This is a genomic window from Flavobacterium urocaniciphilum (assembly GCF_900110615.1).
GTDB classification, from domain to species: Bacteria; Bacteroidota; Bacteroidia; order Flavobacteriales; family Flavobacteriaceae; genus Flavobacterium; species Flavobacterium urocaniciphilum.
Map to the genome: position 1 here is coordinate 392,428 of NZ_FOEI01000002.1, position 16,544 is coordinate 408,971.

General features: G+C 29.9%; 10 protein-coding genes. 7 read left to right on the forward strand and 3 right to left on the reverse strand.

The features are described 5' to 3' along the window. Positions 1-54 precede the first annotated feature (54 nt). Positions 55-2,526, forward strand: a complete 2,472-nt coding sequence (locus BMY86_RS05935; RefSeq protein WP_091466431.1) for a DUF5686 and carboxypeptidase regulatory-like domain-containing protein — start codon at positions 55-57, stop codon at positions 2,524-2,526. Between the two features lie 53 nt (positions 2,527-2,579). On the opposite strand, the gene BMY86_RS05940 is transcribed toward BMY86_RS05935, so the two are convergent. Both BMY86_RS05940 and lysS read right to left on the reverse strand, forming a co-directional pair. Further along, positions 2,580-3,764: a hypothetical protein gene (locus tag BMY86_RS05940; RefSeq protein WP_091466434.1), complete on the reverse strand. Its 1,185-nt coding sequence runs from the start codon at positions 3,762-3,764 to the stop codon at positions 2,580-2,582. 28 nt (positions 3,765-3,792) lie between these two features. Then, entirely contained in the window at positions 3,793-5,487 is a 1,695-nt protein-coding gene (gene lysS, locus BMY86_RS05945; RefSeq protein ID WP_091466437.1) for a lysine--tRNA ligase, read from the reverse strand. A 120-nt stretch (positions 5,488-5,607) separates the two neighbouring features. Between lysS and BMY86_RS05950 the strand changes: the two genes are divergently transcribed. Beyond that, the gene (locus tag BMY86_RS05950; protein ID WP_091466439.1) at positions 5,608-6,537 is read left to right on the forward strand and encodes a hypothetical protein; all 930 of its coding nucleotides are present in this window, start codon (positions 5,608-5,610) and stop codon (positions 6,535-6,537) included. Positions 6,538-6,603: 66 nt separating this feature from the next. Continuing rightward, complete coding sequence (gene lipB, locus BMY86_RS05955; protein ID WP_091466441.1) at positions 6,604-7,296, forward strand: lipoyl(octanoyl) transferase LipB; 693 nt, start codon at positions 6,604-6,606, stop codon at positions 7,294-7,296. On the opposite strand, the gene BMY86_RS05960 is transcribed toward lipB, so the two are convergent. Continuing rightward, complete coding sequence (locus tag BMY86_RS05960) at positions 7,293-7,988, reverse strand: ribonuclease HII (protein WP_091466443.1); 696 nt, start codon at positions 7,986-7,988, stop codon at positions 7,293-7,295. The two genes, lipB and BMY86_RS05960, sit on opposite strands and share 4 nt — an antisense overlap. A 200-nt stretch (positions 7,989-8,188) precedes the next feature. On the opposite strand from BMY86_RS05960, the gene BMY86_RS05965 reads away from it, so the two are divergent. From BMY86_RS05965 to BMY86_RS05980, 4 genes are all read left to right on the forward strand, one after another. After that, positions 8,189-11,329 (forward strand): SusC/RagA family TonB-linked outer membrane protein, encoded by a 3,141-nt coding sequence (locus BMY86_RS05965; RefSeq protein ID WP_091466445.1) that lies wholly within the window; start codon positions 8,189-8,191, stop codon positions 11,327-11,329. A gap of 11 nt (positions 11,330-11,340) precedes the next feature. Further along, positions 11,341-12,942 carry a RagB/SusD family nutrient uptake outer membrane protein gene (locus BMY86_RS05970; RefSeq protein ID WP_091466447.1) on the forward strand — a complete coding sequence of 534 codons (1,602 nt, stop codon included), beginning with the start codon at positions 11,341-11,343 and terminating at the stop codon, positions 12,940-12,942. A gap of 92 nt (positions 12,943-13,034) precedes the next feature. Next, complete coding sequence (locus BMY86_RS05975; protein WP_091466449.1) at positions 13,035-14,900, forward strand: putative porin; 1,866 nt, start codon at positions 13,035-13,037, stop codon at positions 14,898-14,900. 158 nt (positions 14,901-15,058) lie between these two features. Then, entirely contained in the window at positions 15,059-16,420 is a 1,362-nt protein-coding gene (locus tag BMY86_RS05980; RefSeq protein ID WP_091466451.1) for a pyridoxal-phosphate dependent enzyme, read from the forward strand. Positions 16,421-16,544 lie beyond the last annotated feature (124 nt).

A 16,544-nucleotide genomic window follows, 5' to 3' on the forward strand; every position in this document is an offset into this window, starting at 1 on the left:
CTACAAAGAAAAAGAGTTAAAAGCTCACATTACAACCCAATAAAAAACAATTTTATGCGCACAAAAAAACTATTTATTGCAATTTTATTTTTAATTGCTAATTTTTCTATTGCCCAAATACGAGGAAAAGTAACTGATGAAAAAGGTACTCCATTAGCGTACGCGAGTGTTTCTATTGAAAAAACCTATAACGGAACTTCTTCCAATGAAAATGGAGAGTACGAATTAAGTTTGAAAAAAAACGGAACCTACACATTGGTTTTTAAAATTTTAGGATATAAAACCAAAAGAATTACTCAAGAAATCAATTCATTTCCCGTTATTATTAATGCTGAATTATCAGAAGAAGAAAAATCTATTGAAGAAGTAATCATTAAAAAAGGGGAAAATCCGGCTAATATTATCATAAGAAATGCTATTGCAAATCGCAAAAAAAATACGGAAAAGACCGATAAATTTGAAGCGGATTTTTATTCTAGAGGTATTTTTAAAGTAAAAGACGTTCCTAAGAAATTTATGGGAATTGAAATTGGTGATTTAGATGGAAATGTAGATTCTACTGGGGCTGGGATAATATATCAATCTGAAACTGTTTCTAAATTAAAATTTGAAAAGCCTAATAATCTAAAAGAAGAAATTATTGCTAGTAAAGTTGCAGGTAATGACAATGGTTATAGTTTTAATACTGCTTTAAATACGAATTATGATTTTTATCAAAACACTATAAAATTCGGAATTCCGTTAATTTCTCCAATTGCTTCTAATGCTTTTAATTATTATAAGTTTAAATTAGAAGATTCTTTTACAGATAGTTATAATAATTATATCAATAAAATTAAAGTTACTCCAAAAAGAGATAATGAACCCGTTTTTGAGGGCTATATTTATATAGTTGAAGATACTTGGGCAATCTATGCTATTGATCTAGATATTAAAGGATACAGAGCGCAACAAGAGTTTTTAGAAAGTTTGAAATTGGTTCAGAATTTTAACTATAATCCGGATAATAAATTATGGGTTAAAAACATACAAACTTTTGATTTTCAAGCTGGTGCTTTTGGAATTAAATTCAACGGAAAATTCACACACGTTTTTAGTAATTATACTTTTATTGAAAAGTTCGATAAAAAGACATTTACAAGTGAAGTAGTAACTTTTGCTGCTGAATCGAACAAAAAAGATCTTGAGTATTGGAATGAAAACAGACCAGTGCCACTAACTGAAGAAGAGAATGTAAATTATATTAAAAAAGACAGTGTGTATAAAGTTAGAAATTCTCAAGTTTACTTAGATTCTACAGATGCTGTTACAAATAAATTCAAACTTGCAGATATTGTTGTTGGTTACACGTATAAAAATAGTTTTAAAAAGGCCAGATTTAGTTATGATGGTCTGTTAAATTTGACTTCTTTCAACTTTAATACCGTTCAAGGTTTTCATTTAGGTTCTGGATTTTCATATTCCAAATTCAATGAAGAAAAAGGAAAAAGAACTAATATTTCTGCAGATTTTGAATATGGTTTTTCCGATAAAAGATTAAGGCCAACGGCTAGTTTTTTCCATAAATTTAATAATACTAATGATGCTTTTGTCCGATTTAATGCTGGAAATAAAGTAAGTCAGTTTAATGCAACGCCACCAATTTCTAAATTAGTTAACTCGGTAAGTTCGTTACTTTTCAAAAACAATTTCATGAAATTATATGAAAAGGAATTTGCTGAAATTAGTACTGGTAGAGAAGTAGTGAATGGGTTATTCATGAATACTTCTTTAGCTTATGAAAATAGAAAGCCATTATTTAATACTACCGATCAAGCGTGGGTGAGTTCACAAGATGTGTATAGTTCTAATAATCCATTAAATCCTGATTCGGATGAATTTGCTGCGATTGATGAACATCATTTAATGAAGTTTAGTTTAGGTGCACGAATTGTATTCGGACAAAAATATATTACTCGTCCGGATGGAAAAATGAACATGAATGAAGGTAAATATCCTACACTTGGTTTAACCTATACAAAAGCATTTGCAGCTTCTGATAAAAAGTACGAATTTGACTTTTTAGAAGCACGTTTAAATTATAGTAAAACACTAGGAAATAAAGGGAGTTTATTGTTAAATATGAAAGCAGGAAAATTTTTTGATGCAGAAACCATTTCATTTGTAGATTTTAAGCATTTTAATGGGAATTTAACGCATATAAACATTGATGGTAGTTACAATACTTCTTTTTATTTATTGCCTTATTATACGCATTCTACAAACGATCAATATTTTGAAACGCATATTAATTATAATGATAATGGCTATTTTATGAATAAGCTTCCATTGATAAATAAATTAGGATGGAATTTAGTAGGAAGTTTTCATCAAGCAGCAACACCAGTTTATAAGCCTTATCAAGAAGTTTCCGTTGGTTTAGATCGAATTGGATTTGGAAAATTCAAAGTATTCAGAGTTGAATATGTTAGAAGTTACCAAGGAGGATTTCAAGGTGATGGAGTAATGTTTGGATTACGTTTTTAATACTTTTGAAATAAAAAAAATCCTCAGCATAAACTGAGGATTTTTTTATTTTATTAATTGAATTTATAATATAAATTCATGTTTAAATTTGAAACTTTTGATTTAATAAAATTTAGATCTTGATTTGTTGAATATCTCAATTCTAAACCATATTTTTCAAGGAATTCATATCCAATTCCTAAGTTCAATGAAAGACCTGGGCCAGGAACGTATTGATTATAATCTTCTCTGTCTGGGTTGTTTTGAGGTGTTGAAATTGTAAACAATTTAGACGATAATTTTTTACTTACTTCTAAAGCTAAATCTAAAAACAATCTATTTTTATTATTAGACATGTAATATCTTCCTCCTAAGTCAATATTCAATTGTTTTGCCTCGTAAATGAATTCTTCAAAAATTACACTAGTTCCACTTGGAACATTTGTTCTTTTATTCATCGAAATCGTTCCAATATTATCAAAAGATACTCTACCAAAAAGGTCGTATTTTTTTGAGTAATTGTAAATTACTTCGGCTCCAAATGTTGCAATTGTTTTATTGTTTGAAAAACTTTTGCCGTAATAGTCTTCATTTTCAAAGCTAAGTTTGTAATTTTTGGCCCCAGCAAATATTTTATACTGAAATTTCCCAGAATAATCATTTTTAGTTAAATCTACACTTGAACCACCATTTTTATTTACAAATAATTTCACTAAGTCAGATTTAGAATATCTTAATCTTTCATCTAAAGTGTTATCTTTAAATAAATATCTTAATTGGCCAACATATTGCAAGTTTTTTTGAATTGTACCATTGCTATTTGTTTCGTTGTAAATTAAGTAAGTAATTTTTGGATTACTCGTACTATTGAAAAAATAATATTGTGTGTCATTATGATAACTCAAGTATAGATTGTATTCTCCTTCTACAATTTTTCTTAGAGTAATTGTTTTTGATACTAATTCAACGTCAGAATTCCCATAAGTTTGTATATCATGAGAACGATTTTTGTCTACTTGAACTTCTTGAACATAATATTTTTCTTTTCCATCAACCACAAATTCTTTGATTGTATTTATTGAAAGGAATCTAGTTTCTTTATTTAAATCCTCTTTAAATTCAAAATTATTTACATCGTAAATTTTTTCAGAGTTGATAAATCCAGTTATTTTTTCATTGTTGTTGGTAATGAATTCAACTGGTTTGTAAGTGTTTTGCGAAAATGCGATAACACTGAATAATAATAAAATTAATCTCATGTTTAGTTATTAGGTTGTTAAAAATATTTTAGGCTAATACAACTAATTTATTATCGCCATCTACAACAACTTTTGTTAAGCCATGTTTTGCTAAACCTTTCATAGCAGCATCCCATTTTTTACCACTTAAACCTGCTTTTTCTTTTAAAGTAGCAATTGGTTGATTGTTTTCTTTTTCTAGTAAACTCACAATGAATTTTTCATCTTCCGTTAATTCAATTGTCACTTTTTTCTCTGGACGCATTTGCGGGAAGAATAATACTTCTTGTATTGACGGATTGTTTGTTAAGAACATAATTAATCGATCCATACCAATTCCTAATCCAGATGTAGGAGGCATACCATATTCTAATGCACGTAAGAAATCTTCATCGATAACACCATTTGCTTCATCGTCTCCTTTTTCTGCTAATGCCATTTGCGCTTCAAAACGTTCTCTTTGATCAATAGGATCATTTAATTCTGAATAAGCATTCGCAATTTCTTTACCACAAACCATTAACTCAAAACGCTCAGTTAATTCTGGGTTGTCACGGTGTTCTTTACATAATGGCGACATTTCTTTTGGGTAATCAGTAATGAATGTTGGTTGAATGAAGTTTCCTTCACATTTCTCACCAAAAATCTCATCAATTAATTTTCCTTTACCCATTGTGTCATCAACTTCAATACCCATAGATTTTGCAGCTTCACGTAATTCATCTTCTGTTTTACCTGTAATATCAAAACCTGTAAATTGTTTGATGGCATCTGTCATCGTAACACGAGCATAAGGCGCTTTAAAGTTTACTTTATGTTCTCCAAAAGTAGCTTCTGTTGTTCCGTTTACTTGAGTGGCACAATATTCTAATAAGTTTTCTGTGAATTCCATCATCCAGTTGTAGTCTTTGTAAGCTACATAAATTTCCATTGCTGTAAATTCTGGATTGTGCGTTCTATCCATTCCTTCGTTACGGAAGTTTTTCGAAAATTCGTAAACCCCATCAAAACCTCCAACAATTAATCTTTTTAAGTATAATTCGTTGGCAATTCTCATGTATAATGGAATGTCTAAACTATTATGATGCGTGATAAACGGACGAGCCGCTGCACCACCAGGAATACTTTGTAAAACTGGAGTTTCAACTTCCATATAACCAGCTTGGTTAAAAAACGTTCTCATTGCTGTAAATAATTTTGTTCTCTTCATGAAAACTTCTTTTACATGAGGATTTACAACTAAATCTACATAACGCATTCTGTAACGTAATTCTGCATCATTAAACGCGTCATAAACTTTACCTTCTTCGTCAGTTTTTGGTAAAGGTAATGGACGTAATGTTTTGCTTAAAAATGTAAAGTTAGATACACGAATACATTTTGCTCCAACTTGAGTGGTAAACAATTCTCCTTCAAAACCTAAAAAGTCACCTAAATCGGTTAATTTTCTAAATACCGTGTTGTATAATGTTTTGTCTTCACCAGGACAAATGTTGTCTCTGTTTAAATACAATTGAACTCTTCCTTCACTATCTTGTAACTCAACGAAACAAGCTTTTCCTTGATCTCTTACACTCATAACACGTCCGGCAACAACCACCTTTTTACCTTCCTCAAAGTTGTTCTTTATGTCAGATGAAGTGTGCTTCACTGGATATAAATCAGCAGGATATGGGTTGATACCTAAATTACGTAACGATTGTAATTTCTCTCTTCTAATAATTTCTTGTTCCGAAAGTTGCATAATCTTTTTGTTTTTTTGAGAGTGCAAAGATAGTTAATTGAATTGTAGTTTCAAAGTGCGAATTTTATAGGATAATTAATTCAAAATTGTATCTTTGAATTGAAATAATAAAATGTAAAAATGAAAAAAATTATCGCTGCTTTATTTATCAGTTTTTCTTTATTAAGCTGTTCTATTTCTGAAGAAGTTTTCTTTAATGCAGATGGTTCTGGAAAATTAGCTTATACAATTAACATGTCTAAAATGATGGAATTGACAAAAGAATTGGATAAAAAGAATACCAAAAAAATGTCGAAAGGATTGATGGACGATACAGAAAAAGATGTAGATAGTGTAATTGCTTTTAAAGATATTCCAGCTAAATTTAAAAAAGAAGGTAAAGAATTGACTCCTGAGCAAATTGCCAATATAGAGAAAATGAAAGATTGTTCTATGAGAATTGTTGTTAACAATGCAAAGAGTGAATTTAAATACATTTTGACTTCAGATTTCAAAAATGTAAATGACATTGGAAATGTTGGTTCAATGGTTTCAGCAATGCAAACAGCTTCTGGTAAAAATACGGATGCATTAGGTGCAACTGCTAATGATTCGGAAGTTAAATATACTTATGATGGGAAGAAATTTACAAGAACTGTAATTGAAAAGCCAGTTGTTGAAGAATTGGAAGAAGTGTATGAGGAAGAAGTGTATGAAGAAGATCATTCTGGTGAAGATGTTATTGAAGAATTAAAAGATACAACTATCGTTAATGATGGTGCTGATGATATCGAGTATGAAGAAGCAGTTTCGGAAGATGAAGAAATATCTGAAGAAGAAATTAAAAAAATGAACGAAGAGTTCAAAAAGATGGGTGAATTAATGGAAAAAGGGATGAAAGAATCTGCTTTTGAATTTAAATATACTTTTACTAAAAAAATTAAAAAAGTTTCTTTACCAAAATCTCAATACAAATTAAGTGATGATAAAAAAACAATTTTCATGAAATATGAAATTGAAGAATTCACGAAGAAAATTAAAAACTTAAATTTTGAAATTGTTTTTGAATAAATTTATAATTCAAAAATTATAAAATTTATAACAGATACATTTTGAAGAAAGTTGCAACTTTGCATTATGAATAAAAAAATTCAACTATTCGATTTAGGAAATAAAGATTATAAGGATACTTGGGATTATCAAGAAGAACTTTTTCAAAAAATTGTCGACTTAAAAATTCAGAAAAGAGAGAATCCTGAAATAATTACTCCAAATTATTTTTTATATGTAGAACATCCGCATGTTTATACTTTAGGTAAAAGTGGAGATTTTTCAAATCTTTTACTTTCGGAAAAACAATTGGAAGAAAAAGGAGCAACATTTTATAAAATTAATAGAGGAGGAGATATTACGTATCACGGACCTGGTCAAATTGTAGGTTATCCTATTTTAGATTTAGAAAACTTTTTTACGGATATTCATAAATATTTACGTTTGTTAGAAGAAGCGATAATTTTAACACTTGCTGAATACAGTTTAAAAACAGAAAGAAGTCCAGGTGAAACAGGAGTGTGGTTTGATGTGGGTACGCCATTTGCAAGAAAAATTTGTGCTATGGGTGTGCGTGCTTCTCGTTGGGTAACCATGCATGGATTTGCATTAAATGTAAATGCAGATTTAGGCTATTTTGATAATATTATTCCTTGTGGTATTCGTGGTAAAGCGGTAACCTCAATGCATGTAGAATTAGGAGCTTCTGTAGATGAAGAAGAAGTGAAACAAAAAATTTTAAAGCATTTTCAAAATTTATTTGAAGCAGAATTGATTTAAAATTCCAATACCAATTGTTCAGGTAATAAACGAAATGTTTTTCTGTGATATTTCGTAATTCCATATTTTTTAATGGCTTCTCGATGTTCAATTGTCGGGTAGCCTTTATTTTTTTTCCAATTATACATTGGAAATTCTTCATGGATTTGATCCATAAATTCATCTCTATAGGTTTTAGCTAATATTGAAGCAGCTGCAATACTTAAAAATTTAGCGTCACCTTTAATTATGGATGTATTAGGAATGGAATTTAAAATTTCAATTTCAGTGGCATTGAAAATTTTTCCAATAGTTTGTTTTTTGCCTAATTTGCCATTTAATGGTCGATTTCCATCAACTATAATATGTTGGGGTAAAGTTTTCAATTTTAAAACACTTTCTTGCATAGCCTTCATAGAAGCGTTTAAAATATTTATTTCATCAATTTCTTCGTTGTGAATATGTGTAAATGCAAAATCAAATAATTCTTCAATAATTGGCCTGAGTTCAAAACGTTTTTTTTCGGAAAGTTGTTTGGAGTCATTAATCGACTTGAATATTATTTTTTCAAGTTTAATTTGAGCTTTTGTTAAGGTAATGTTAGGGTTGTGTAAAATTATAGCGCTAGCAGTTACTGGGCCTGCAAGGCAGCCTCTTCCGGCTTCGTCTGTGCCGCATTCAATTATAAAATCGTTATAACATTTCTTTAACATAAAATATTTTTTGCAAAATTATACATTTTTAACGCAACCTTTAACACTTTTTATCATCTAATATGTAGTTGTTTCGGCAATCTAATTTTTTTAGCTAAAAAATTTTAACACAAATAAATTGATAATATTCCGAAGTATTATTTGTTTATTTAAGAAATTATTAAGAAGTTTGCGGAATAACTAACTCAAATAAAATTAATATGAGATCGAAGTTCAAATGGATTTTTACGCTATTAGTGGCGTTAACAATGCAGTTTTCTTTCGCGCAAAAGAAGGCTGTTACAGGTACAGTTACTAGTGAAGGGAAGCCTTTACAAGGAGCGGCTGTAATTATCAAGGGTACTAAAGAAGGTACTCAAACAGATGAGAATGGTAAATTCTCTATTCAAGCGGCACAAGGAGATGTTTTAGAATTTTCTTATTTAGAGAAAGAAACTAAAACGGCTACTGTTGGTGCTTCTAATACAGTTAATGTAACATTAACATCAGTTTCAAAAGTTATTGAGACAATCGTAGTAGATGGTGGTTATAAAAGTACTACAAAAGCTACTTCTGTAGTATCTCAATCAACTGTTAATGCTAAGCAAATTGAAGACAGACCAAATGTTAACTTCTTAAACTCGTTACAAGGACAAGTTGCTGGAGCTAATATTTCTTCTTTCTCAGGTCAGCCAGGTACTAACAAAATTGATGTTATCATTAGAGGGGTAAGTTCATTGAGCGCTTCTACTGATCCATTATATGTAATAGATGGAGTTCCGATGACACAAGCTTTCTTTAGAAACTTAAACGGTAACGAAATTGAATCTGTAACTGTTTTAAAAGATGCTGCTGCAACTGCTATCTATGGTAACAGAGCTACAAACGGGGTAATCAGTATTAGAACTAAAAAAGGTTCTTTTAGAAAATCTTTTTCAGTTAATTACTCTTCATCTTATGGTTTAACTGAGTTTAGAGGTGATGATTATAATTTACCAAACGCTATTGATCATTTAAAATTACAACAAAAAGGTTTTAATGAAGGTGTTGGTATTTTAGGAAGTGCTTTTGCTGTTACTGGGTCTTATTTAGGTGGTGCTTATACGCATACTGTAGATCCTACTAATCTTGAGGCGTATTCAGTTAATACAAATTGGAAAGATATTTTCTTTAGAACAGGTACTACTAAATCTCACGATTTAAGTTTTTCAGCTGGTAGTGAAAATTTAAATAACTATACTTCGTTAAGTTATTTTGATCAAGATGGTATCGTGCCAACTACTAATTTTAAAAGATTTACTTTTAGAAGTAATTTTAATGGAAAAAGTACGAATGAGAAATTTAATTATGGTTTAAATGTTTTTGGTGCTTATTCTAAAAGAAATCAGTTAGAGCAAGAAACAAGAGCGGGTATTAACTCAAACGTTTTACAAAACCCATTAACAGGATATATTAATTCTCCAGCTTTCGTTGATCCAAGTTTCTATCAAGGAGGTCAGCAATTATTTGATGAATTAGGAAACCCTGCATTGGATATGACTCCTTATATGTTAATGGATTTATTTGGAAGAAATAATGCGCCAAGTTTCTTTAATGAAATTAAAACAATTGTTACAGGTAATGCTTCTTATAAATTAAGCAAAAACTTAACAGCTTCTACAGTAGCAGGTATTGATTTTGCTGACGATAAAAGAAACTTTGCAATTGGTCCAAATGCATACTTATCTATCGTAAGAGCTTCTGGAGCGGGTCAACCTTTCCATGGTTTAGAAAATCAAAGTACTACTTCTGAGTTTTCTTTCAACTTAACAAACAAGTTAACGTATAAAAAAACATTCTTAGAAAAACATACTGTTGAAGCTTCTGTTTTCCAAGAATATGTTAAAGCACATAGAAAATCTTATGTTTACCAACAAATTGGTTTAAATCCTTTAACATGGGAACCAGGTGCTGGAACAGGTTATGTAACTTATACTACTGCTTTACCACTTTCTTATGCTCCTTCAGTTGGTGCGTCTAAATTAGATGCTGGTTTATTATCTTATTTTGGATCTGTTGATTATGATTATGATCAGAGATTTGGAGTTGCAGCAACAATTAGACGTGATGCTACTTACCGTTTCGTAGACGATTACAAATGGGGTACTTTCTGGTCTGTGGCTGGTAGATGGAATTTATCAAACGAGGCATTCTTAAAAGATGTGAGTTGGATGAACGAATTAAAATTAAGAGCTTCTTATGGTTTAACAGGTAACCAAAACATTCAAGCTAGAGGTATTGATAGTAATCTTTCTACTATTTTTAATCTACCTCAAGCAGTTAGAGATTTAAATTCTGTTCAAGCCGGATATTTAGGTTCTTCATCTTTTGGAGTATCATCTTATGCTAATAGAGATTTAAGATGGGAAGAAACAGCTCAATGGGATTTAGGAGTTGATTTTGGTATTTTCAAAAGATTAACAGGATCGTTTGATTACTATAACAAAAGAACAACAGATTTATATAAAAATTTAATTATTTCTTCTGCAAATGGTATTCCTAATATTAATGCAAATGATGGAGATATTGAGAATAAAGGTATTGAGTTAGCATTAAAATATGATGTGTTAAAAAATACTAAGTTCAAATTATCGGTTAATGCAAATGGAGCATACAATAGATCTGCTTACAGAACTCATGGTGCTTCAGATATCGACGGAGATGGTGTTGTTATTAATGGTGGTAATATTGCTAGAATTGGTGGTCCATTATTCGAATACTTTGCTGTTCCTTATTTAGGAGTTAACCCTGCAAATGGTAATTTATTATTCTTAGATATTAACGGTAACGAAACTGAATCTCCAACTGTTGCTGATAGTAGAGCTACTAAGAAAAGCCGAATACCAAAATATACAGGTGGTTTTGGATTCAATGCTTCTTACAAAGGATTCTTTGCTGATGCTTTATTTACATACTCTTTTGGAGCATGGAAATATGATACAGATTACAATGGTTTAATGGATATCAGAAATGCAGATTTATTCCCAGTTTCTACAGATTTATTTAATGCTTGGACTCCAAACAATACAAATACAGATGTACCTGCTTTAGCAGCAACAAACTTTGATTCTGGAGATATTTCTGACAGATTCTTAAGAGATGCTTCTTATGTTAGAGTAAGAAATCTTACAGTTGGATATAGTGTTCCAAATGAATTCTTAAATAAAACTTTCTTAAAACAAGTTAGATTTAGAGTTATGGCTGAAAACATGTTAACTTTCACAAAATGGAAAGGATTTGATCCAGAAAGTTTTGTATCTAGTCAAACAGGATACTATCCAACTCCAAAAATCTTCACTTTTGGTGTAGATGTTAACTTTTAAAAATTAAAATTATGTTAAAAAAACTTTTATTAATAGGTTTAATTTCATTAGGATTTTATTCTTGTGACGATGCAATTGATATTGTTCAAGATGGTGAATTAAATGATGAAAGGTTGTTTACGAATGTTGGGAATATGCAAATGTTCTTAAATGAAGTTTACGATAGAGTATCTGTTCAGAATGATATCATGGTATCTTCTTTATTAACTGATGAAGTTGGTTTAGGTAGTGCAGGATTTGCTAATGATACACAAAGATTTTTTATCTTTTCTACAAATGGATATGCATCTGCAATTTGGAGCCAACATTATCAAGCAATTAACTATGCAAATAGATTAATTAGAGGAGCTCAATTGGTTAATCCTACAACTCCTGCTGATATTACTGCTTATAATAATATTTTAGCGCAAGCAAGAGCTATTAGAGCATTTTGTCATTTCCAATTATTAACTTATTTCTCTCCAGATATGAGTAATAATAACGCGCCAGGTGTAATGAAAATGGATTATGTTCCAACTATTCAACAATTAAACCCAAGAGCTACTACTGGAGAAGTTTTTGGATTAATTGAGTCTGATTTATTATTTGCTGAAAATAATATTTCTACTGCTACTACTGGTACAGATAGCTGGAAATATTTTAATTCAAATACTATCAATGCATTACGTGCTAGAATGTATTTGTACAGAAAAAATTATGTATTAGCTGAACAATATGCTGATGCTGCAATTGCTAATGGTCCTGCTTTAGCTACTTGTACATTTGGTAACTCTGCTAATATTCCTCAAACTACAAGTGTAATCCCTCCTTATACGGCTGGGCAAGTTACTGCTTTAACTGCTATGGAAGCTGCTGCTGCATCTGCAACAAACGCTCCATTATATAGAAGAATGTGGGTTGATCAAGCTTCTGCTCAAGGTGAGATGATTTTCTCATTAGGAAGACTTAACAATAATGCAAACTTTGGTAGTCAGTACAATACTAATCAATCGAATTTAGGTGGTGGTCCATTATTTGATATGGGTAGAACTTTATTTGATTTATATTCTCAACCATTAGGTGGTGGTGCTGAAGATTTCAGAAGATGGTCTTTCGTTGATAGAACATCTACTATTTCTGCAACTCCTGCAACTGCTACTAAAAATGGTGAAGTAATTGTAATTGATAAATATCCTGGAAAAACAGGTAATGCTGGTTCTAATGACTTAAAAGTATTCAGAACTTCTGAAATGTATTTAATCAAAGCTGAATGTAGAGCTAGAGCTAATGATTTACCAGGTGCTGCTCTTTTAGTTCAACAAGTAAGACAAGCAAGAAATTATATTGCTGCAGGTATTGTTCCATTACCAGTTTATGGTTCAAATATGGCTGCTTATGCTGATATTTTATTAGAAAGAAGAAAAGAGTTAGCTTTTGAAGGTCACAGATACATCGACTTAAAACGTTTAGGTGCTGATGCAGGTGTAACTTCAACTGATAGATACCCTCAAGACTCTGTTAATGCTTCAGCTACTAATCCAGCTAACATTAATGTTACTGACTATAGATTTACTTTACCAATTCCTCAAAATGAAGTAACTGTAAATCCAATGTCTCAAAATACAGGTTACTAATATTTTTAGTAATTTAAAATTAAAACCCCGATTGTATCGGGGTTTTTTTATTTACACAAATTCTCATTACATTTGTTCTTTAAAATTCAATAATGAGAAAACTATTAGTAGTGTTATTTCTTTTACCTATTTTATCTTTTGCTCAAGAAAAAGATACAACTTTGGTTAAAGAACTAAAAGCAGAAATTAAGTTATACAAAACATTCAATTTGGAAAAAGATAGTATTGCAATAGATACTTCTTTAACTATTCAAGATGAATACAAGTACAATTATTTAAGAAAAGATAACTTTGGTTTATTTTCATTTGCAAATGAAGCCTATTTGTATAATCAATTAGATTTCTCAAAAAAGAATTCTTTCCTATTGCCTCAATTTGGTTTTAATGCAAAACATATTACGTATTTAAATAATAATGATATTTATTATTATTCTGTACCTACACCATTAACTGATTTGTATTTTAAAACAGTGATGCGTCAGGGTCAAAGTTTAGATGCCTTACTATCTGTTAATACTAAGCCTAATTTGAATTTTACGGTAGCTTATAAATCAATTCGTTCAATAGGTGATTATTTTAATAATTTAACTAGTTCTGGTCATTTTCGTTTTATTACTAGTTATCATTCGCCAAATAAAAAATATTATTTGCACGCAAACTTTGTTGGGCAAGATATTTTAAATCAAGAAAATGGTGGAATTGTTGATCCTACACAATTAGACGGAACTAATACATCTTTTGATCAAAGAGAAAGAGTTGATATTTATTTTAATGATGCGTATTCTAAACTTAAAGGAAATAGATATTTCTTAGATCATTCATATCAATTTAATTCAGGTAATAGTTTAGTGCTTAAACATCAAATGTATTATGAGAATAAATTTTTTGAATTTATACAACTTACTAAAAGTGATAGATTAGGAGAAGCTTTATATAATTCCGTAAACAATAAAACAAATTATGATGTTTTTTATAATAAAGCGGGTTTAAGTTTTAAAACAAAAAATTTAGGTGAAGTATCTTTCTTTATAGATAATTATTCTTACAACCAATTTTATAGAATTCCTTTAGAAACTACATATGTTTCTTCTATTCCATATAATTTCCATAATAGAATTAATACTATTGGTGGGCAATATGATTTCGATCATCGTAAATGGAATTTTCATATTTTAATGCAAAATGCTATTTCAAATAAGCCAACTTCTAATTATGAAGCTTTTGCGAAATATAAATTTGACGAGAATCAATATGTTAAAATTTCAGCTCAACAATTAAGTAAATTACCTGACAATACTTTTGTATATAATCAGAGTGATTATGCAAACTATAATTGGTTGAATTCATTTAAAAATGAAAAGCAATCCATTTTAAAAGTAGAAACAAAAAACAAATGGTTTGAAGCATTTGTACAACTTTCCAACTTAAGTGATCATTTGTTCTTCTATAATACAGAAGAAAAAATAGATAGTTTAGTGGTGAAACCTTTTCAATATGAAAAAGACATTCAATATTTTGCTGCAGAAATTGCAAAAGAAGTTAAATATAAAAACTGGGCTTTAGATAATAGAGTGAAATTTCAACAAGTAGAACAATCAGATAATGTTTTAAATGTTCCACAATTTATTACTAGAAATACATTGTATTATACCAAAGCTGTTTTTAAAAAAGCAATGTTATTACAAACGGGTGTTACTTTAAATTATTTCTCTAAATATTTTGCAGATGATTATGTGCCCGTAATTGGTGAGTTTTATACTCAAAACATAACAAAGGTTGGTGATTTTCCAGTGTTTGACTTTTTTGTTAACGCTCGAGTTCGTCAAACTAGAATTTATTTAAAAGCAGAACATGTAAACGCATTGTTTGCATCTAAAGTAAATTATTATAATACTCCTAATTATCCTTTTAGAGATTTTCACATTCGTTTTGGTTTAGAATGGAATTTCTTTAAATAGAATTTTTAAACAAAATATATTCGGCTTACCTTTGTATTAATAACATAAAAAACTATAAATAGAAGAAAAATTATAAAATGAAATCACCATTGAAATTGAGTTTTAAACTAAATTAAAATTGGTGAATTCATTTGATCATAAATAAATTAAAAAGACAAATGAAATACGCAAAAAACATATTAGAAACTATTGGTAATACTCCTTTAGTGCAACTTAATAAAGTAACAGCTGAAATTGATGCTTTAGTATTAGCTAAGGTTGAAACGTTCAATCCTGGAAACTCTGTAAAAGACCGTATGGCTCTTAAAATGATTGAAGATGCTGAAGCAGATGGAAGATTAAAACCAGGTGGTACTATTATTGAAGGTACTTCAGGGAATACAGGTATGGGGTTAGCTTTAGCTGCAATTGTAAAAGGTTACAAGTGTATTTTTGTTATTTCTGATAAGCAATCAAAAGAAAAATCAGATATTCTTCGTGCTGTTGGCGCAAAAGTTATTGTTTGTCCAACAGATGTAGAACCAACTGATCCTCGTTCGTATTATTCTGTATCTAAAAGATTAGGTGAAGAAATTCCAAATTCTTGGTATGTTAACCAATATGATAATCCAAGTAATGCAATTGCGCATTACGAACAAACAGGTCCTGAAATTTGGGAACAAACGGAAGGGAAAATTACACATTTCGTAGTTGGTGTTGGTACAGGTGGTACTATTTCTGGTGTTGCTAAATATTTAAAAGAGAAAAATCCAAACGTAAAAATTTGGGGAATAGATACTTATGGTTCGGTTTTCAAAAAATATCATGAAACAGGTATTTTTGATGAAAATGAAATTTACTCATACATCACTGAAGGAATTGGTGAAGATATTTTACCTAAAAACGTTGATTTCTCTTTAATTGATGGTTTTACAAAAGTTACCGATAAAGATGCTGCTGTTTATACACGTAAATTAGCATTGGAAGAAGGTATTTTCTGTGGAAATTCTGCTGGTGCTGCAGTAAAAGGTTTATTACAATTAAAAGAACATTTCAAACCAGAAGATGTAGTTGTGGTTCTATTCCATGATTCTGGAAGTAGATATGTTGGTAAAATGTATAACGATGATTGGATGCGTGAGCGTGGATTCTTAGATGAAGAAATAACAAAAGCAGAAGATTTAATTAAAGAACATAAAGATAAACCTTTAGTAATTGTTCGTACAGAAGAATTAGTTTCTCATGCAATTGAAAGATTAAAACAATATAAAATTTCTCAGATTCCAGTAATCGATACTACAGGGTTTGTGGGAAGTATTGATGAGTCTGATTTGTTTAGAAGTTATTTCGAAAATAAAGATATTGCTGAAATGCCAATTAAAGATGTAATGGGTAAACCTTATCCTATTGTTTCTGCTGCGGCGCCAATTGATGAAGTGTCTAAATTAATCAGTAAAGACAATCAAGCAGTATTAGTGGATTTAGGAAATAATAAATATCACATCATTACAAAACACGATATTATTAGTTCAATTAAATAAGAATTTTATCGTCAGTTCTAGTGCTCCGATGAAGTATGATTCGGAATGTATTATGAATTTTCTTATAAATATTAAAACGGATAGCAAATTGTTATCCGTTTTTTTTATATTTGTTTTATTATAA

Bases quoted from the DNA above. Each gene is read 5' to 3' on its own strand.
- BMY86_RS05980 (WP_091466451.1), top strand. From the start codon at position 15,059: ATGAAATACGCAAAAAACATATTAGAAACTATTGGTAATACTCCTTTA.
- BMY86_RS05960 (WP_091466443.1), bottom strand. From the start codon at position 7,988: ATGTTAAAGAAATGTTATAACGATTTTATAATTGAATGCGGCACAGAC.
- BMY86_RS05940 (WP_091466434.1), bottom strand. From the start codon at position 3,764: ATGAGATTAATTTTATTATTATTCAGTGTTATCGCATTTTCGCAAAAC.
- lipB (WP_091466441.1), top strand. From the start codon at position 6,604: ATGAATAAAAAAATTCAACTATTCGATTTAGGAAATAAAGATTATAAG.
- BMY86_RS05950 (WP_091466439.1), top strand. From the start codon at position 5,608: ATGAAAAAAATTATCGCTGCTTTATTTATCAGTTTTTCTTTATTAAGC.
- BMY86_RS05970 (WP_091466447.1), top strand. From the start codon at position 11,341: ATGTTAAAAAAACTTTTATTAATAGGTTTAATTTCATTAGGATTTTAT.
- BMY86_RS05975 (WP_091466449.1), top strand. From the start codon at position 13,035: ATGAGAAAACTATTAGTAGTGTTATTTCTTTTACCTATTTTATCTTTT.
- BMY86_RS05935 (WP_091466431.1), top strand. From the start codon at position 55: ATGCGCACAAAAAAACTATTTATTGCAATTTTATTTTTAATTGCTAAT.
- BMY86_RS05965 (WP_091466445.1), top strand. From the start codon at position 8,189: ATGAGATCGAAGTTCAAATGGATTTTTACGCTATTAGTGGCGTTAACA.
- lysS (WP_091466437.1), bottom strand. From the start codon at position 5,487: ATGCAACTTTCGGAACAAGAAATTATTAGAAGAGAGAAATTACAATCG.